The sequence below is a fragment of the Bradyrhizobium sp. Unk1 genome, assembly GCF_059512345.1.
On the sequence record NZ_JCAMOP010000003.1, the window covers coordinates 54,179 to 72,714 of the forward strand.

The following is an 18,536-nucleotide window of genomic DNA, read 5'->3' on the forward strand; positions in this document are numbered from 1 at the left end:
GGGCGATGTGTTCGACAAGTTTGCAGACTGGTTACGTCAGACGGCCTTTTTCTCGACGGCTATCGACATCGCGCGCCAGACGTTACCAGAGCCCGCGCTGATCTGGTTGCGCACGCAGATGGTGCGCAATCTCCGTGGAACGCCTGGCGAGGTGTTCGGCGAGATCTATCGTCGCAACGTCTGGGGTTACAAGGAAACCGCTTCCGGCGGCGGATCCACGCTGCACAATACCCAAAGGGTGCGGGAAAGCCTTCCTGGTCTGGTTGGCGACCTCGGGATCCGTACCCTGCTCGATTTGCCTTGCGGTGATTTTCATTGGTTGTCGAAGATCGAACTTCCAATTTCTCGCTACATTGGGGGAGACATCGTTCCGGAACTGATTGCGCGAACGGGTGACCAATACAGTCGCCCAGATCGCACGTTCCTCCGGATCGATCTCTGCAACGATCCGCTCCCGGAAGCTGACCTGCTGCTCTGCCGCGATTGCTTCATTCATCTTTCCGAAGAGATGATTTTTCAAGCAATCGACAACATTCTTCGATCCAACATCAAGTATCTCCTGACCACCACTTACCCGGCTGGCCGAAATCGTGCGATCCGCACGGGTGACTTCTTCTCCATCGATCTGAACGCTCCGCCCTACAACTTCCCGCCGCCGATCAAGGTGCTGGACGACTACGTCCCACCGTTCGACCGGCGGCAACTGGCGCTGTGGGAAGTCGAAAGCCTGCGCAAAGTCCGAGGCAATGGTATGCCGTCTCGCGGCGAGGCTGCATCGGAGCGAGGACGAAACAACGGCGGGGAAAACGACGAAAAATCAGAGCGATAAATGGTGCGCAAGAGGGCATCACATTTTGTTACTAACAGACTGTAATCGTTCTATTTTTATTGGTAAGTTTTCGCATATACCAACGGATGTACCAACCGACGCTGGCAACTACCGACCCTGTTGGTAACCGGGACAGTTGGTCAAATTCACTGCCGCGGTCTTGAATTGCTCCTATCCGGGCGTGTTCACCTCAGTGAGGTGGCGGTGGCGATTCGCCAAGCCGTCCATGGAGCGTGAGAAATGTCGACCCCGCTTGGCCGCAAGGAAATTATCGAATTTCTGATCCAGCGGAAATTTCCCCCAACGGTACTCACCTTGCCGAACGGGCCGCGGCCCAATGGTTCTACCACATTGGGACGTATGCTTCGGCATCAGCAGATGGATCAGTATCGTGCCGAGCTTCAAATCCTCCCCCTCGAACAGCTCCAATCACTTTACGAGGAAGAGAGTTCAAAGGCGCTAGCCGATCTGCAGCGCCAAGAAGAACTTCTTTTCTTCAACCAGCCTCATGCGGCTGCCGACTACGGCCATTGGGCCAAAGCAGAGCACTGGACCCTTGATGAAGCAATCGCCCTTGCAATGGGGAAGGCACCCGAGATTGTTAGCTGGGACAAAATCAAGACCTACAGTAGCGTGTCGCCATTCGTGCAGCGGTATGCCCGCCTTCGTGATCTCGCCGAAAGGGCAAAGCTCTGGAAGAAACTCTTCGATCCCGTGCTGCCGCCGATCTTCCTGAAATGGGCAAAGGACAATGAAATTGCTATCCCTCCTGATCTTTCTGAAAATGTCGAGAGACTAAAGGGCAAACTCGTTGATTGGAAAAAGCGGTTCGAGGAGCTGCAGGCCGCTTACGATAAACTAAACACTAGCTTCGACAGTTACCGAGAAATGTACGGTAAGCACGTTGCGGACTGGAAGGACGTGGTCGAAAAGAAGTTGGGCCTGATCGAAGCTGCCACTCTGCGAATCGCTGAGCTTGAGGGCGAACTGGCCGCGGTCAACGGCGCGCCGCCAGCCGAACCTGCAAAGGCGCAATCGCTGATCGAGCGACAAAACATGCTGAAAGCGATCTTCGGCATGGCAGTTCGAGGATATTCCTACAACCCGGCAGACAAACGGTCGAAAACCGTTGCCGAGATCGTCACCGATTTGGAGTTGGAGGGCATTCCACTGTCGGACGATACGATCCGGCGATACCTCAAAGAGGCGCGAGACCTATTGAACGAGTGGCAACAGCAAGCGGGATAACCGCACGGGCACCTCTGCAAACCGCACGCGGCAGGCCGCAAACCGCATGCGGCCAACTACCAGATCGGACCTGATTGTTTGGCTCCATCTTCAACTGGATGGAGCTACACCATGTCGAACTACAAGACCCTGCCGGACACCGGCTTCGTGCGCCTCAACTCGATCATCGCCCCTTCCGGGCCCATCCCAGTCAGCAAATCGACGTGGTGGCAGGGCGTCAAGGACGGCCGCTTCCCCCAGCCGGTCAAGCTCGGCGTCAAGACCACCGCTTGGCGGGTTGAGGATATCCGCGCGCTCATCGAGCGTCTGGGCCGCTAAACGTGGCGAACCGGCGACATTCAGCCCAGCGGGTCAAGCGGCTGCGCACCTACAACGTCCGGGAAGCCGCCAAGGTGACTGGTGCGACCGCGGGCACGGTCCGCCATTGGCTCAAGGCAGGTCTCCAGGCTGTTCGCGACTGCTATCCCACGATCATCCGTGGCGTGGATTTGATCGACTTCCTCAATCAGCGCAGCATCGGGCGGAAGCGTCCGTGTGGGCCGGGCCGGCTGTACTGCCTGCGCTGCAAGGAGCCCCGCCGCCCCGCCTTCGACGAGGTGGAGTTCTGGCCCGACGGACCCCACCTTGGCAGCCTGCGAGGGCTCTGCCCGAGTTGCACCGGCATGATGCATCGGCGCACCTCGGTGGCTCGCATGACCGCCGCGGCTGGCGATATGCGGATTTCATTTCCACAGGGAGACCCCCGCCTAGGTAAGCCGTCGCATTCCCACTGTATTCCACACTCTGAAGGGTCTAACCGCCGATGCCGAAATACTGCCCTGAAAACGAACGCATGAAGCGCGATTATGCCTTCTTCCTCCAAGCCGCCAGCGGCAAGCAGGATGCGACCATCGACGCCGCCCTGCGGGCGATCGAGCGCTTCGAGATCGCGACGGGCCAGAAGCCCTTCAGCAAATTCCACGTCGAACAGGCCCGATCGTTCCGCGCCGGCCTGGTGGATCAAACGGGCCGCAATGGCCATCCGCTGAGCGCGGCAACCATCACCACCACGCTCAAGCACCTGCGCAACTTCTTCCTGTGGCTGTCGCGAGAGCCTGGATTTCGCTCGAAGCTCAACGCGAACGATGCCAACTATTTCACGCCCAGCGAGCAGGACCGCCGGATCGCCGGAGCCCGCCGCGAGGGGCCGGTGCCGAGCCTTGAGGAGGTTTTGCAGGTCCTGCGGGCCATGCCCGGTGCGACGGCGATCGAGAAGCGGAACCGGGCTGTGATCGCATTTACCGTCCTCACCGGCGCCCGGGATGGTGCCCTGGCGTCCTTGAAGTTGAAGCACGTCAACCTTTCTGCTCGCACCGTGTTTCAGGACGCCCGCGAGGTCAATACGAAGCGCAGAAAGACCTTCACGACGAACTTTTTCCCGGTCGGTCCGGAGCCGTTCGACTTCGTCGCGGACTACGTCGCCCTGCTGACGCATGAACTTGGCTTCGGTCCTGACGATCCGTTTTTCCCCGCAACGCAAATGGCCCAAACAGAAGACCGAAACTTTGCCGCTGTCGGTTTGGCGCGGACCAATTGGCGCACCACCGGGCCGATCCGTCAGGTTTTCCGGGATGCCTTCACTGCGGCCGGGCTGCCCTACGTCAACCCCCACGCTTTCCGGAAAACCCTGGTTCGGCTCGGCGAAGCCATTTGCCGGACTCCCGAGGAGTGGAAGGCGTGGAGCCAGAACCTCGGACACGAGAGCGAAATGACGACCTTTGTCGGATATGGCGAGGTCCCGGGGCACCGCCAGGCTGAAATCATTCGCGCCTTGGCCAATCCGACACAGGCAAACATCGCGGGGCTGGATATCGGCGCATTGGAAGCCTTCTTGAAGAGTGCGAGGGCGATTCCTCAGGCTGGTACAAGTTTCGCGGCCGAGGACCCCGGAGGATAAGAGACCTACAGCATCGCGGCTGGATACGAGAGGTCGACTGACCGGCCCACGGCCATGCGCTCAAGTGCGATTTGCCGGTCGAAGTCCTTCCCCGCGTAGTCCACGCCCTTGGGGCTGTTCGAGGGTAGGGGAAACCCACGCGGACAGACCGTCGTGACACGTCCAAATTGAGCACCACCCGGCAACTTCGCACTACAGTTCGCGACTCTTCGCGCCGTCGCCCAACCACTGGAAAGCGCTATCCGGTTATGCGCGAGACCGCGAACAGCAATGACATCAAGATCACTATAACGCTGGTGGTGAAGACCAGTCGGTCGGCGAACAAACGGCGCACCGGGAGCCTCCCTATACAAAGCTGTAGCGCTCAGAATGGTACTTCGACATCGGCACGTTCATCTCGCCGAGCGCCTTTTCGATCGCATCCATCATCACGTTTGGTCCGCAGATGAAATACTCATGGTCGGCGTGTGGTGGAGGCAGGTGACGCTTGAACATGTCGGCATTGATGAAGCCTCGCTCACCCGTCCAATCAGCGGGCGGCTTTGCGACCACGTATACGACCGTCAGATCGAGCCGCGCCTTCAGCGCTTCGAGCTCTTCACGGAAAGTGATCGAATCCCAGTCTTGAACGCCGTAAAGCAGGACGACGGGCCGCTTGTCGCCTCGGTCGGCAAGCGTACGGATCATGCTCATCATTGGCGTCACGCCGATGCCACCAGCGATCAACACATGCATATCCGCCGGGCTGCCGATCGTGAACGCGCCGTAGGGCCCATCAAGATAGACTCGTGTTCCGATCGCGACCTTGTCGATCTTGCTGGTAAAGTCGCCGAGGCTCCGGATCGTCATCTCGACACGTCCATCCGCGGCGGCCGCGCTGGATGAGAATGAAAATGGGTGCGCGGTAAGCCTGAAAGGACTGCGCCACACCGTCAGCCAACCAAACTGGCCGGGGCTGAAACGGAAGCCGGGGTGACCATCGGGCCGCATCATCAATGTGACGGTATCCCCGCGCTCGTTGCGTACCTCCGAAACAACATATGGCCGGCGGAGCATCAACAGCGGCTTGACGATTCGCACGTAGAGCAGCAATCCGATCCAGAAGATCGGCAAGCCGATCCACAAGGCGCGTTTCCAGGGATCGACCAGGTAGAAGCCGGATCCTACCATGTGGACGACTCCCGCGGTGATGGCGACAACTGCTAGCACGACATGGATGAGATGCCATGTCTCGTATTTGATCTTTAGCGCCAGACGCCAAAGGGAGGTCACCACAAGCGCGATCAGGGAGAAGATCGACAGAAACGCGAAATAGGCGCTCAGCGGCGCCTCAAGCATATTAGACGGCGCCAACAGTTGCGGCTGAACGACGACCAGAATGACCGGATGCGCTACGACCAGGCCGACCGCTATCAGCGAAATCTGACGGTGAAAATGATAGATGACATCTTCGCCCCATGGCTCGGTGACATACTTGAAGCGCGCCGTGAGACCGAACTGCAGGCCCATCATCGCGAGACCGGAATAGCCGAGGGGGACCGATAACTCTGTCCAGAAACCGCGCGCCGGCGGATGCGTGCCTGCCAGCAGCGCGAACAGGGGAGCGAAAATGAACAACAAATATACGAAGATCCAAACGGCCCCGCGCAAACCGTAGAGAAGCTGCATAAGCTGATCCTTCTACCGAGATCACGATCAGACTGCCGTCTTCACCATGCGCGCACTAACGCACGACGAAGTCCAGCAGCATTATAGGCCAGAAGTCGCCCCAGGCTAAACTCCACGCGGCAAGTCGGTTGCGGGGCCGCGGGCAAATTGGATACTTTATAGGAGTTGGAACGGCCGGTAGTCTTCTGACGGTATTTCGCAATGCGGTAGAGTCCTGATCGCCTCTCAGTATTTTCCCTCTTTTTCTTTCCGGTCGATTATGCGTTCATCATTGAAAGCGAGCTCCGTGCAATAGCGGGCCCATTCTGGGAGCACCGTATCATGTCAGATGCCATGATAGCCTACTGCGGTCCCGCCGCTCTCCCGAACGACCTTTGGACTCGCTGGAATCCGGACCCGCTGCTGATCGCGATTCTTGCTGTCCTGGCGCTTGTGCTTGTTCGCGGTCGGTCCGCCGACATCCAGGCAGGTTGGGCGGCGATCGTGCTGTTGCTCGTTATCTTCGTCTCGCCCGTCTGTGCGGTGTCCTCAGCGCTGTTTTCGGTGCGGGTATTGCACCACGTATTGCTGGTCGCCGCCGTGGCACCCCTTCTTGCATTGGCCTTTCCGCAACGGCGCATGGGCTCGCCGCCACTCTTCATGTTGGCCGCAGCGCATGCAGTCATCCTCTGGCTATGGCACACACCGGGGCCCTACGCCTGGGGCCTTACCAGCGTGCCTGCCTATTGGCTGATGCAGACTTCGCTGCTTGGAAGCGCGTGGCTGTTGTGGCGGGCAATTTTTGCGCCGGCGCAGTCCGGCCCGACGTTGGTAGCGCTCCTAGCAACGATTGGGCAGATGGGCCTTCTCGGCGCGCTGCTCGTATTCGCGCCGCGGCCACTCTATCCCGTGCATTTTGCGAGCACGACAGCTTGGGGGCTCGCGCCACTTACTGACCAGCAACTTGCCGGCCTGCTGATGTGGGCACCGGCCATGCTACCTTATCTCGGTGCGGGGGTATGGATCGCGTGGTCCAGCCTGCGATCGAGCGAACCCGCGCTGTGACGACTTTCCTGAAATTCGTGCATCTTGCCGCGATCGCACTCTGGTCGAGCGGATTGATCGCGCTGCCCTTTCTGTTCTGGCAGCGGCGCGGCCTCAAGGCCGGGTCGGATCTCGACCGGCTGCACCGCGTCGCCCGGCTGGTCTACGTGGAGCTGACCTCGCCCGCCGCATTCGTCGCCATCGCCAGCGGGACGGCGCTGATCTTCGTGCAAGCCACCTTCGCGGAATGGTTCTCACTGAAGATGTTGTTGGTCGGGATGATGGCGATGCTGCACGTCGTGGCTGGCCTGGTCCTCTTGCAGTTATTCCTTCCCGAAGGCCGGTTCGGCTGGCTTTCCTATCTGGCGCTGACGAGCGCATATATCGTGTTGATCACCGCAATTGTCTGGATCGTGCTGGCCAAGCCGCACGTCGATTCGAACCTGATTGCAGTGCATTTGTTCGAGCCGGGCGGGCTCGGCCGTTGGTTCCATCAGACCTTCGGCGAGATCAGAATGCCAACGCCATGATCAAACACGAGCTTGCCCCCGTGCCAGCCGGCGAAGCCCACCATCACCGAGGCGAGGGCCGAGAGGGCAAGGCCGTGCGGCAGGATCGATGCGGTGTCGACCAGGCGCAGGCCCCAATTGGCACCGGCGATCGCGACCAGCGTCATTGCCGCGACAGCGTGGGACCAGCTTGCTTCGAGAAGCCGGATACCACGCACAAGCAACAGTTCGCCGGTGCCGACGATGCTTGCCGCCACGCCGCTCCAGAAGGCCATGCCGGTCGACCAGATCCCGACACGCACCCAGAAGGCGTCTCCCGACCACCAGTAGAATATGTCGACGCCGAGTGTCGCGATCACGAATGCGATCGGGAAATGCACCATCATGACATGGACCGGGTGCCCGACCAGGGCAACCGCCGAACCGACATCGAGGCGAAGCAGTTCCAACATCACCTCACTGCGGGGCTGGGTCTCGCGATCGTCCTGCTTTGCCACCATCCCACTCCATCGCTGCGAACTCGACATCCTTCTGGCCGGTATCGTAGTCTCTTGTGCATGGCGGTCCAAGTCGGAACGCTCGCAATATTTCCCGGCTGCAAAGGACCGCTGTCGGCACTCGATCCCTCGGGGCCGGCCGGGGCTTCCATCGCCACGCTCTGGTGGGTGATGCTGGTCGGTGCGGCAGTTCTCTTCGCGCTGGTGATGACGCTATTCGCGCTGGTGATCCGGCGGCCGGGCTGGGGCTCAAGCGTGTCGCCCCGGCGCTGGATCGTGCTCGGGGGACTGGTTCTGCCAGCCCTCGTCCTGCTGCCGCTTGTCGCCTATGCGTTGATTGCCGGAGAGAGGCTCTTGTCGCTACCCGGACAGGCGTCGCCTCGAATCGAGGCCGTGGGTCGGCAATGGGTCTGGACCTTCCGCTATCCCGACCATGGCGGGGTGCAGACCCGGAACGTCCTGCACATGCCCGCGGGCGAGCCGGTCGACGTTTTCGTCACAAGCCAGGACGTCATCCATGCCTTCTGGATACCCCGCTTCGCCGGCAAGATAGACGCTGTGCCCGGGCATTTGAATCACCTACGCATTCAGGCTGATCAGCCCGGACGCTATGCGGGCCAATGCAACGAATTTTGCGGCGTCGGTCACGCAGGCATGCGGTTCGATGTCATCGTCCATCGCCCGGAGGACTTCTCCGCCGCCCTCGCGCGGGCAGCCGTATCAGGGGAGCCGGAGAGAAAATGAGCGAATCCGTCGACCGGTCATCGCAGGGAGCTACGGCGCTTCGGCTGCACCGCGAGCTCGTTGCGATTTGGGGCACCGGGCCCGGACTGCAGCGTCTTGCTGCTGTCAATCACTCCATCATCGGCCTGCGCATGATGATCACGTCGTTCGTGTTCTTCGCCGTCGCCGGCGTGCTCGGCATGCTGACCCGCGTGCAGCTTGCGACGCCGAAGGGCGACTTCATGGATCCCGAGACCTACAATCAGGTCTTCACCATGCACGGATCTATGATGCTGTTCCTGTTCGCCATCCCGATGGTGGAGAGCTTCGCGGTCTACGTCACCCCGAAAATTCTTGGCACGCGCGACTTCGCGTTTCCACGGCTTACCGCCTATGGATACTGGTGCTACCTGTTCGGCGGCACGATCCTGACGGTGGCGTTGATCGCCGGGGTCGCACCCAATAGTGGCTGGTTCATGTACACGCCGCTGAGCTCCAATTTGTATACGCCGGGGGTCAACGCGGACGTCTGGCTGCTCGGCGTGACTTTTGTCGAGATCTCGGCGCTGTCGCTGGCCATGGAAATCGTCGTCTCGATTCTGAAGATGCGCGCGCCGGGCATGTCGCTCGATCGGATGCCGATCTTCGGTTGGTACATCCTTGTTACGGCCATAATGATGATCGTGGCCTTTCCGCCCCTGATCCTCGGTTCGATTCTGCTCGAAGTAGAACGCGCCTTCGGCCTGCCCTTCTTTGACCCGACGCGCGGCGGCGATCCGCTGCTCTGGCAGCATTTGTTCTGGCTGTTCGGCCACCCGGACGTCTACATCATCTTCCTACCCATGGCCGGCGTGCTGTCGACGATCATCCCGGTCTTCGCCAACCGCCCGCTGGTCGGCTACCGGGCGATCGTCGTCGCGATCGTTGCGCTCGCCTTCCTGAGTTTCGGGATCTGGGTGCACCACATGTTCACCGTCGGGATCCCGCATCTCGCGCTCGCCTTCTTCTCGCTGGGCTCGGCGATCGTCGCAGTGCCGACGGCGGTACAGATCTTCGCCTGGCTTGCCACGCTCGCACACGGCAGGCCGCGCTGGGACGTGCCGATGCTCTACGTCTTCGGATTCTTCTTCATCTTCGTGATGGGCGGCCTGACGGGCGTCATGGTCGCAATGGTGCCGTTCGACTGGCAGGCCCACGACACCTATTTCGTCGTCGCCCACATGCATTATGTGGTGGCTGGTGCCCTCGCTTTCCCGATGCTCGCGGGGTTCTACTACTGGCTGCCGTTGCTGACAGGGCGCGCCGCCGTGCATCGGCTGGCGGTGCCGGCCTTCTGGCTGGTGTTCGTCGGTTTCAACATGACATTCTTCATGATGCACCTGACCGGTCTGCTCGGAATGCCCCGTCGCATCTACACCTATCAGGGCGATGAAGGCTGGAACTGGCTCAACCTGCTATCCTCGGTCGGCGGGTTCGTCATGACGATCGGATTCGCGCTGGTGGTGATCGACTTGATCGTGCAACTCCGTTACGGGCGTCGCGTGCGTCGTAACCCCTGGGGGGCAGCGACGCTGGAATGGGCGATGCCGATCCCGCCGCCACCGTATGCCTTTGCTTCGATCCCGTCTCTGGGAGCTGGCTCCGGTCAGGCTACCTCCGGCGATCTCGCATTGTCGCTGGCGCGGGGTGAAGGGTATCTCGGCCTTGCGCGCAATGGCTGGCAGGAGACGCTCGGCGTACACATGACGACCGGCGAGGTTGAGCAACTGATCGTGTTGCCGCAACCGACCTACCTGCCGCTCTTCACCGGGCTGGCAACCGCGGCGGCGGTGCTGGCGCTTCTTTTCAAGTTCTACCTGCTGTCCCTGGTCGGCGCGCTGGTGACCGCCGGCCTGTTCCTGTTCGCCGCGCAGCACGCCGGTCTCGCGCGCGACTATGGTCCCATGCCGGTCGGCAATGGCGTCAGCGTGCCGCCTCACACCGAGGTAGCCGAAGCGCCAGCGTGGCTAGCGTTGATCTGCACGCTGGTCGCCGACGGCACCCTGTTCACATCGCTGTTGTTCGGGACTTTCTATCTTTGGATTGCTGCGCCGAATTGGCCTGCGGCGATCGCACCCGAGCCGAGCCGCTTGCTCGCCCTCGTCGGGATCGCGTCTCTCGCTGTAGCCGCTGCGGCGGGGCGTGGATCGATGCGAGCGGTCGCCGCCGGTGGCAGGGCGAGCGGCTGGATTGGTCTCGCCGTGCTGGCGCTTCTGGCCGCCATCGCCGTAGCCGTTGGATTAATCAGCGACGTAGTGCCGAATCCGCGCGAGCATGCGCTCGGCGCGACCGCGGCGACACTGCTCGGCTATGTGGCCCTGCATGCCGGTATCGGCCTTCTGTTCCTCGTCAGCAATTTCCTGCGTCTCGGCGCTGGCTTCATTGCGCCCCGGCGGTTGCTAGATCTGCGGCTCACGCGATTATGGCTGGACTACACGTTGATCACCGGAGTCATTGCAATGGGTCTCGTTCTCGCACTGCCCGCGCTTGTTACGGTGCTGGGGGCTCGACCATGAGTGAGCGTCCGGTACCACCAAGGCACCTCTGGTGGCTCGCCGCGGGTTTCACTGTCTGGTGTAGTGCGCTGGTGGCTCTCTACGCGATCCACAGTATCGGCTGTGCGTTTGGCTGGTCGACCGCTTCGCTGCGTTTCTGGCTTGCCGCAGCTCTCCTTGCGCATCTGAGCGTGCTGGGCTGGATGTGGCACGACGTCGCCCGCGCTGGCCCTGATACCGGGTTCGGTCCGACCGGTGTGTTTCTGCATTGGACTGTTACCGGGACACTTGTCGCAGCGCTCGTCGCGACCGCCTTTACTTTCGGTCCACCGTTGCTGCTAGCCATATGTACCTAATCCGCCTGGACTGGCCTTCAATCGCTTCGGCCGATGCCGCGTTGGCACCACATAAATCAATCGGAGGCTGTGATGACCACTATAGTCAGGATCGAAGGGGACGCGCCATATTCGCTCCCGCACGTGGATCATATTTCAGCAATAGCGCACGGTAAAAACGTAGACCTGACTATGTACGTGGCGTTGCCGGGGCATGCGGACTTAGAGCAGGTTTACGTGCAACTGAGCCTCCCCGCCGCAGACGATCTGTTGGCTCAGTTGGCTCGGGCCGTAGCCGAGACGGCGAAGGATCGTTGAGCGCGCCCCTGAAAGCGATCTAAAGGTCGGGCCCGCGAAATGTCGCGAGGGCCTCCGCACAGCAATGGCGCGTAGCTCCGTCGTCAGGGAAGCTCGGTGGATTTCACCCCGAGCCACCTTATCTCTCGTTCGGAGCCCAACCATACTGCCAAAGCCTCTTTTGCAGAGCTTACTGCCGCCTCTCGGGCCGAGAAATCTTAATTGAGCTGGTGCCGGCACAACCGAAGTCGATCAAAAAGAGATAGTGACTTGCAGCCAGGGCCAATTCGCGAGAACGATTGATCCAATGACCGTCACACGGCTCGCAGAGGAATGACGTTGCCGCCCGCTTGCATCTCTCTGCATCTATCAGCCCACCATTCCATGATGCGGACCCGCTCGTCCCAATAGTCGGCACGAGCATAGGCGCGCCGCACACTGTCGTTATCGACGTGAGCCAACTGACGCTCGATGGCGTCAGCGTTCCATATGCCGCATTCATTTAGCATCGATGAGGCAGCCGAACGAAAGCCATGCGCGGTCATTTCGTCCTTCGTGAAACCGAGTCTGCGCAGGGCGGCATTGATGGTGTTTTCGCTCATGCACCGCTCGCGCGATCGATTGGACGGAAAAACGAAGCGTCCATTTCCGGTCATGCCGAGAAGCTCACGCAGCAAGGTAACGGCACGGGGCGCCAGTGGAATGCGATGCGGACGTCGCATCTTCATCTTCGCGGCCGGGATGGACCAGATTGCACGATCGAGATCGAACTCGCTCCATTCTGCCGCGCGAACCTCACCGGGGCGCGCGAAGGTCAGCGCCAGCAGCTCCAGAGCGGCTTTCGTTTCTGGAGCCCCTTCATAGTTAGCGATGGCCCTGAGCAAGCCACCGAAGGCTTTGGGTTCAACGATGGCGGCTCGGTGCTGGACCACTGGCGAGGCGATAGCGCCGCGGAGGGAGGCCGTCGGGTCCATATCTGCCCGTCCGGTCGCAACCGCAAAGCGAAAGACCTGCCCGACGGTTGCCCGCAGCCGTTTGGCGGTTTCGAGCCGACCCCGAGCCTCAACCGTTTTCAGGACCCGTAGCACTTCCGGGGCAGTGATCTCCGCAACAGGACGCTCCCCAAGATCGGGGCGGGCAAGGTTCAGGAGCCATTGGACCTTGTCGAAGGTGCGCTCAGCCTTCCCTTCCACGCGCTTCTTTTCGAGAAGCTCATCAGCCAGCGAGTTAAAGGTGTTCACCGACGCCTTGGCTTTCGCGGCCTTGTCCAGCTTTCGAACCAGCGAAGGGTCTCGTCCCGAACCGAGCAGGCGCCTGGCGTCATCGCGCGCGTCGCGTGCTTCTCGAAGACTGATCGCCGGGTAGACGCCTATAGCGAGAGCTTTTTGCTTGCCGTTGTGGCGATAGGCGAGCCGCCAACGCTTGGCCCCGTCCGGCATCACCCAGAGTTGGAGGCCGCCGCCGTCTGACAGCTTCGCCAGCGTCTTACCGGGTTGAACTTTCCGTATTTCGCGATCGGTGAGTGCCATGTTGGTATATCCCCCGGTGCATCGGATCGTTACCAACAAATGTACCAACAGAATCGCTCAGATACCAACGCACCGCTCCGGACAATCACGGACGACCCCAAGGCTCATAAGCTCTTGATTCAATCGATGTTTCGGACGATGTCGGACCAATTTGGGTGAGAAGGTGGTGCCGCAAGAGGGATTCGAACCCCCGACCCCGTCATTACGAATGACGTGCTCTACCAACTGAGCTATTGCGGCGAACCCTGCCGGGACCCGGCAATGCCGGTCCCGATACGCGCGCTCCTGATATCGGGCGTGGCCCGAATTGGCAAGGTGGAGCGGGCTTCGAAATGTGCCTTACGCGCCCCAGCGGGACCAGAATCCGCGCCAGCCGCCGGCCTGGGCCTTTGCATGGGTTCTGGGCGTGCCGATTTGTTCCGCAAATTCATCGCTCGGACCCTCGTCATCGATCCCGGGATCATCGGGAGCGCGGACGATCGGGATGACGGCCTGGATCGGGGCCGGCGCAGGCTTGCCGAGGTCGGCACGGGTCCGGAACACCGGCGTTGCCGCCTCCGGCGATGATTCGGCCGTCTCAGGGGCGGGATTGACCGGCTCGGCGGCCGGCGTGACCGCGGGCTCTTCCTTGGCGGCCTCGCCGGTCGTCTCCTTGGCCTCGGGAGGCGAATTGTCCTGTGCGGCGGGCAGCGGATCCGGTGCAGCCGCCGGCGGTTCCACCGGGGCTTCGCTCGGGGCCGCCGTCACCCGCTTCGGCGGCGGCGCGGCCAGCATGGCTTCCTCGAAGGCCGAGGATTCGATCGTGGCGCCCTTGTCGGAGGGGAGGCTCGCGACCGGCGTTTGCCACTGGAAGGCATCGAGACGGCCGGTGACCGGCGAGACCGGACGCCAGCGGTCGCTGACATAGCCGTCCGCGGTCCAGGCCGGATCGTGGCGGGCGCGCACCGCGCGCAGGGTCCAGGCGCGGGCACGGCCGCCGTCGCCATGCTCGGTACGCTCGAGCTCGGCCATCAGCAGCGCGACGCGCTGGGTTGGATCATTGACGTAGGGTGCCAGCACCGCGCGCGCGCGGGCGAACTCGGAGGCGTCGATCGCGGCGCGCGCGATCGCGAGCTGGCCCTCGACATGGCCCGCCTTGTCGGCCGGCGTCTTGGCCGCCAGCGTCTCGACCCGCTGCAAGCGCTGTCGCGCGGAGTCGCCGAGCTTCACATGCGCGTAGGCGTCGGCAAGATCCGGATGCGGATTGGCGAGCCACGCGGCCTCGACCAGCTTCATGGAGCGCCGCACCTGATGCGCCTCGCTCTCGAACCTGGCCGCGAGCACCGCGGCCGGCACCAGCGTCGGCGCGAGCTTGATGGCCTCCATCACGCTCTCGCGCGCCACGTCGCGGTCCATGGTTTCCAATTCCAGCGCGCGGGCCGTGAGCAGCACGCCGCGCTGGCGGCGATAGGCCGCCTTGTCGATCAGGCCCGCGGACAGATTCGAATCGAGGATCGCGAGTGCGCCGCTCCAGTCGCCGCGCGCGCAGCGGAAGCCGAGCACCGCGTGCGAGGCCCAGGTCGAGGACGGCGACAGCTTGATCGCCTCCTCCGCGATCATCACGGCGCCGACCGCATCGTCGGCGCGCTGCGCCTCGATGAACAGGCCTCGCAGGCCGAGCAGCCGGGTATCCTCACGCTCGGCCATGACGCGGAAGACGCGCTGGGCCTCGTCGCGATTGCCTTCGAGCTGGGCCGACTGCGCGTGCAGCAGCAGTGCGAGCGGATCGTTCGCGGCCAGCCGCCGGGCGGTATCGGCGTGACGGCGGGCGAGGGCGGTATCGCCATGACCGATCGCGAGCAGGCCGTGGGTGATGGCATGGCGGCCGCGCGCATGGCGTTTCTCATGACGGCGGCGGCGCAGGCGTCCCGGCGCGCGCCAGATCATCGTCACGATGCTCCAGACCAGCACGACCGCCGCTGCAAAGATGCCGAGCAGAAACACGAACCTCGGAAGCGTCGTTGACGCGCGGAAACCGCCCGCGGTCAGGACGAGATCGCCGGGCTGATCGGCAACCCAGGCCGCGCCGGCCGCCGCCAGCGCAATCAGGACGAGGAAGAGGACGATGCGAAGCATGGCGATCCCTATTACGCGCAGATTATTGCGCGAACCTTTACTGAGCAGGCTTGACCAGGTCGGGCTTGGCGAGATCCGCCATGGCATCGTCGGCGAATTTGCGGGAGGCGCCGAGCGCGGCGTCGCGAGCATCGGCCTTGTCGAGCCAGGCCTGTGCCGGTGCACGATCGGCCTCGGACAGCGTCTTCAGCTCGCGCCGCGCTTCCGCGAAATCGTTGCGGAGCGCCGCCGCCGTCACCCGTGCGACGATGGCGCCGCGATCATTGCCGACGCCGTCGGTGCGCTCGATACGAACGAGTTTCGATGCCCCCGCCTGGAGACGCTCGACGATGCCGGCACCGGCGGCTGGGGCTTCCGCCGGCGGAGAGAGCTTTGGCACGATGTTGAGCAGCTCGCGGCTCAGCGCGACCGGCGTCGGAATGCCTGACGATGCAAAGGTGTCGAGCGGCTTCAGCATATCGGGCTTGGCCGCGAGCGACCGCGCCGCGGCCAATTGCGATTCGTAAGCATCGCCATGCCGAACCGCGACGTCGAGCAGAGCCGCCGCCACGACATGGCGCAGTGGCTTGTCATTCGTCGCCTTGTTGTCGGCAATCTTCTCGCCCTGCTGTGCGAGCTCGGCGCGCTCCGTCTTGCTGGCACGCTCCAGCTGCGCAATGCGGTCGCTGAGAGCGGCAAGATCAGGCGCGGCAGCGCGCGGTGCCGATTTCACGTCGTTGGCGATCTTGTCGGACTGTGCGCGCAGATTGGCGATGTCACTGCGCAAGGCATTTGCGGATTTCTCCAGCGCATCGATCCGCGCCACCACGGCCGGATCGGCGGCGGGCTTGCCCGCCTTGGCTTCGACCGCGGCGACACGTCCGCTGAGCGCGTCGACCGTCGCGCTCGTGACCTGCGGCGCGGCCGGCGGCGCCTGCACGGCGGGCCAGCCCAGCATCCAGCCGACGGCAATCACGATCGCGGCTGCGACCGCGCCGGAGAACGGCGCAATGACCCAGGGCGAAACCGGCGCCGCTGGAGCGGACGCAGCCGCGGCCTCCGCGTGCGCGGGCTCCGGGTCGGGCTTGGCCTCTTCGGATTTGGACTCTTCGACCGTGGCCTGCTCCGGCGTCGGCTGAACCTCCGGTTCGGCGGCCGCCGTCGGCTGCGGCTGGGTCGAGACTTCGGTTGCCTCGAGGTCGATGGTGGGCGGGGTGCGCTTGGCACGGCCGGACTCGGGAGCCAATCCTGCGTCTTCAGGCTTGTCGTCGGCCATCGTGACGGTTCCTCACACTTACATGCCCTAAACGGACCCGATCGCGTCGGATTCGGCCCGACCTCTTACGCCAAACGGGTCCGCAAAGCACGCTCCAAGGTATCAAATAGGGCATTTTCGTCCGGCGTCGCGGCCCCAAGAACCTGCGACGCGCCGGCATCGCGCAACACGCTGGCGACCGTCTCGGACAGGCAGCATTGCGGGATCGCCAGCGCCGAGATTTCGACGCCTTCGTCCCGTGCCGCATCCAGGAAGGCCCGCGCGCTGCGACGGGAGTAGTGCAGCACCGCCTCGATCCCATGCGCGGCAAAGCCATCGCAGACATCGCGCGGCAGGATCTTGACCGGAGTCATGCGATAGGTGGTCTGCGTCACCACGCTGAAGCCCTCCGCGCCGAGCTCGCCGCCGAGATCGCGCGACAGATCCGCGCCCGCGAGATAGAGCAGCGTGCTTTTCTTCTTCAGCACCTTGTCGCGCGCGCCCTGCATCACCTTGTCGCGCAAGGCCGCGGCATCGCCACCGGCGACGGTCACCTCGGCGAAGCCGGCGTCGCGCGCCGCGGCAGCCGTGTGCTCGCCGACCGCAAACAGCGGCAGCTCCAGGAGGCCAAGCTCGTGTAATTGCGGCGCGACGGCGCGGATCGCATTGGCCGACGTGACGATGATGGCGCCGTAGTCGGCCTCACTCTCGTCATGGAAGGCGACCGGCTCGAACTTGAGCATCGGGGCGAGCAGCACCACATGACCCCGCGCCCGCAAATTTTCCGCCGTCGCCTCATTGTCGGGATGCGGCCGTGTGACAAGAATGGACATCGCTTGTGTTCCCGAACCACGTGGCGGTGACGCATTCACGAAGGCGGCTGCGCGTGACGATTGCGCAAGTGGACCCCGGAATGCTACCGGACGTACCAGAACTCTGCTTTACGGATGAGCGCAAGGGCGCAAATTGGATAACAATTCGCCAATGCTGGTACTGGGCATCGAAACCACCTGCGACGAGACCGCCGCGGCCGTGATCGAGCGCGCGCCCGACGGCAGCGGCAAGATCCTGTCCAACATCGTGCGGTCCCAGATCGAGGAGCATGCCCGCTTCGGCGGCGTGGTGCCGGAGATCGCCGCACGCGCGCATGTCGACGTCCTCGACGGCATCATCGACCGTGCCATGCACGAGGCTGGCATCGACTATGCGCAGCTCAACGGTGTCGCGGCCGCGGCGGGGCCGGGGCTGATCGGCGGCGTCATCGTCGGCCTCACCACCGCCAAGGCGATCGCGATGGTGCACGACACGCCGCTGGTCGCGGTCAACCATCTCGAAGCGCATGCACTGACGCCGCGCCTCACCGACGGAATTGAATTTCCCTACTGCCTGTTCCTCGCCTCGGGCGGGCATACCCAGATCGTCGCCGTCACCGGTGTCGGCCAATATGTGCGGCTCGGCACCACCGTCGACGACGCGATGGGCGAAGCCTTCGACAAGGTCGCGAAGATGCTGGGTCTGCCCTATCCGGGCGGGCCGCAGGTCGAACGCGCCGCGGCAAGCGGCGATGCCACGCGCTTCGCCTTCCCCCGCCCGATGCAGGGACGGCCCGATGCCAATTTCTCGCTGTCGGGATTGAAGACGGCGGTGCGCAACGAGGCGAGCCGGTTAGCCGAGATCGCGCCGCAGGATATCAGTGATCTCTGCGCGAGTTTTCAAGCCGCCGTGCTCGACTCGACGGCCGACCGGTTGAGCGTCGGCCTGAGGCTTTTCCGCGAGCAGTTCGGCGCTCCGCATGCACTCGTCGCCGCCGGCGGCGTCGCAGCCAATCAGGCGATCCGCGGCGCCCTGCATCACGTCGCGCGGCAGGCCGGGACGCAACTGATCATGCCGCCGCCCGCGCTCTGCACCGACAACGGCGCGATGATCGCCTGGGCCGGCGCCGAGCGCCTGGCGCTTGGCATGACCGACACGATGGAAGCCCAACCCCGCGCACGCTGGCTGCTCGATGCCAACGCCACGGCGCCGGCCGGTTACGGCAACACCCGGGCGGGATTCTAGC

Annotated in this window: 16 protein-coding genes and 1 tRNA gene; 10 read left to right on the top strand and 7 right to left on the bottom strand. The window is 63.0% G+C overall.

Features of this window, described 5'->3' with window-relative positions; translation table 11 throughout:
* Positions 1–7: 7 nt before the first annotated feature.
* The 4 genes from AC5ZFO_RS04435 (at position 8) to AC5ZFO_RS04450 (ending at position 4,013) form a co-directional block, all read left to right on the top strand.
* The gene (locus AC5ZFO_RS04435; protein ID WP_282521797.1) at positions 8–829 is read left to right on the top strand and encodes a class I SAM-dependent methyltransferase; all 822 of its coding nucleotides are present in this window, start codon (positions 8–10) and stop codon (positions 827–829) included.
* Positions 830–1,069: 240 nt separating this feature from the next.
* On the top strand, positions 1,070–2,077 hold the full coding sequence (locus tag AC5ZFO_RS04440) for a hypothetical protein (RefSeq protein WP_496121500.1): 1,008 nt from the start codon (positions 1,070–1,072) through the stop codon (positions 2,075–2,077).
* Positions 2,078–2,188: 111 nt separating this feature from the next.
* Positions 2,189–2,395, top strand: coding sequence for a helix-turn-helix transcriptional regulator (locus AC5ZFO_RS04445; RefSeq protein WP_496121502.1), 207 nt, complete (start codon positions 2,189–2,191; stop codon positions 2,393–2,395).
* A 514-nt stretch (positions 2,396–2,909) separates the two neighbouring features.
* Positions 2,910–4,013, top strand: a complete 1,104-nt coding sequence (locus AC5ZFO_RS04450) for a tyrosine-type recombinase/integrase (RefSeq protein WP_496121504.1) — start codon at positions 2,910–2,912, stop codon at positions 4,011–4,013.
* Positions 4,014–4,358: 345 nt separating this feature from the next.
* Here the strand turns inward: AC5ZFO_RS04450 and AC5ZFO_RS04455 are convergent, their stop codons facing one another.
* On the bottom strand, positions 4,359–5,681 hold the full coding sequence (locus AC5ZFO_RS04455; protein WP_496121506.1) for a ferredoxin reductase family protein: 1,323 nt from the start codon (positions 5,679–5,681) through the stop codon (positions 4,359–4,361).
* Positions 5,682–6,002: 321 nt separating this feature from the next.
* On the opposite strand from AC5ZFO_RS04455, the gene AC5ZFO_RS04460 reads away from it, so the two are divergent.
* Both AC5ZFO_RS04460 and AC5ZFO_RS04465 read left to right on the top strand, forming a co-directional pair.
* A complete protein-coding gene (locus AC5ZFO_RS04460) occupies positions 6,003–6,725 on the top strand; it encodes a cytochrome c oxidase assembly protein (protein ID WP_496121508.1) in 723 nt (240 codons plus the stop codon).
* A gap of 53 nt (positions 6,726–6,778) precedes the next feature.
* A complete protein-coding gene (locus AC5ZFO_RS04465) occupies positions 6,779–7,234 on the top strand; it encodes a CopD family protein (RefSeq protein WP_496121510.1) in 456 nt (151 codons plus the stop codon).
* Here the strand turns inward: AC5ZFO_RS04465 and AC5ZFO_RS04470 are convergent.
* Positions 7,198–7,665, bottom strand: a complete 468-nt coding sequence (locus AC5ZFO_RS04470) for a DUF2231 domain-containing protein (protein WP_496121657.1) — start codon at positions 7,663–7,665, stop codon at positions 7,198–7,200. The two genes, AC5ZFO_RS04465 and AC5ZFO_RS04470, sit on opposite strands and share 37 nt — an antisense overlap.
* Before the next feature lie 105 nt (positions 7,666–7,770).
* On the opposite strand from AC5ZFO_RS04470, the gene coxB reads away from it, so the two are divergent.
* The 3 genes from coxB to AC5ZFO_RS04485 are packed head-to-tail and all read left to right on the top strand — an operon-like array spanning position 7,771 to position 11,323.
* The gene (gene coxB / locus AC5ZFO_RS04475) at positions 7,771–8,454 is read left to right on the top strand and encodes a cytochrome c oxidase subunit II (RefSeq protein ID WP_496121659.1); all 684 of its coding nucleotides are present in this window, start codon (positions 7,771–7,773) and stop codon (positions 8,452–8,454) included.
* On the top strand, positions 8,451–10,988 hold the full coding sequence (gene ctaD / locus AC5ZFO_RS04480) for a cytochrome c oxidase subunit I (RefSeq protein ID WP_496121512.1): 2,538 nt from the start codon (positions 8,451–8,453) through the stop codon (positions 10,986–10,988). Before coxB ends, ctaD begins: the two co-directional genes overlap by 4 nt.
* Positions 10,985–11,323, top strand: a complete 339-nt coding sequence (locus tag AC5ZFO_RS04485) for a hypothetical protein (protein WP_496121514.1) — start codon at positions 10,985–10,987, stop codon at positions 11,321–11,323. Before ctaD ends, AC5ZFO_RS04485 begins: the two co-directional genes overlap by 4 nt.
* A gap of 590 nt (positions 11,324–11,913) precedes the next feature.
* Here the strand turns inward: AC5ZFO_RS04485 and AC5ZFO_RS04490 are convergent.
* The 5 genes from AC5ZFO_RS04490 to AC5ZFO_RS04510 form a co-directional block, all read right to left on the bottom strand.
* On the bottom strand, positions 11,914–13,128 hold the full coding sequence (locus tag AC5ZFO_RS04490) for a tyrosine-type recombinase/integrase (RefSeq protein WP_496121516.1): 1,215 nt from the start codon (positions 13,126–13,128) through the stop codon (positions 11,914–11,916).
* Positions 13,129–13,292: 164 nt separating this feature from the next.
* Positions 13,293–13,368 (bottom strand) — tRNA-Thr (locus AC5ZFO_RS04495).
* 99 nt (positions 13,369–13,467) lie between these two features.
* A complete protein-coding gene (locus AC5ZFO_RS04500) occupies positions 13,468–15,243 on the bottom strand; it encodes a heme biosynthesis protein HemY (protein ID WP_282521796.1) in 1,776 nt (591 codons plus the stop codon).
* A 37-nt stretch (positions 15,244–15,280) separates the two neighbouring features.
* The gene (locus tag AC5ZFO_RS04505) at positions 15,281–16,498 is read right to left on the bottom strand and encodes a COG4223 family protein (RefSeq protein WP_282521795.1); all 1,218 of its coding nucleotides are present in this window, start codon (positions 16,496–16,498) and stop codon (positions 15,281–15,283) included.
* A 65-nt stretch (positions 16,499–16,563) separates the two neighbouring features.
* Positions 16,564–17,310, bottom strand: a complete 747-nt coding sequence (locus tag AC5ZFO_RS04510; protein WP_496121518.1) for a uroporphyrinogen-III synthase — start codon at positions 17,308–17,310, stop codon at positions 16,564–16,566.
* 151 nt (positions 17,311–17,461) lie between these two features.
* Here AC5ZFO_RS04510 and tsaD point away from each other — a divergent pair, with 151 nt between their 5' ends.
* Complete coding sequence (gene tsaD / locus AC5ZFO_RS04515) at positions 17,462–18,535, top strand: tRNA (adenosine(37)-N6)-threonylcarbamoyltransferase complex transferase subunit TsaD (RefSeq protein ID WP_282521793.1); 1,074 nt, start codon at positions 17,462–17,464, stop codon at positions 18,533–18,535.
* Position 18,536: the final 1 nt, after the last annotated feature.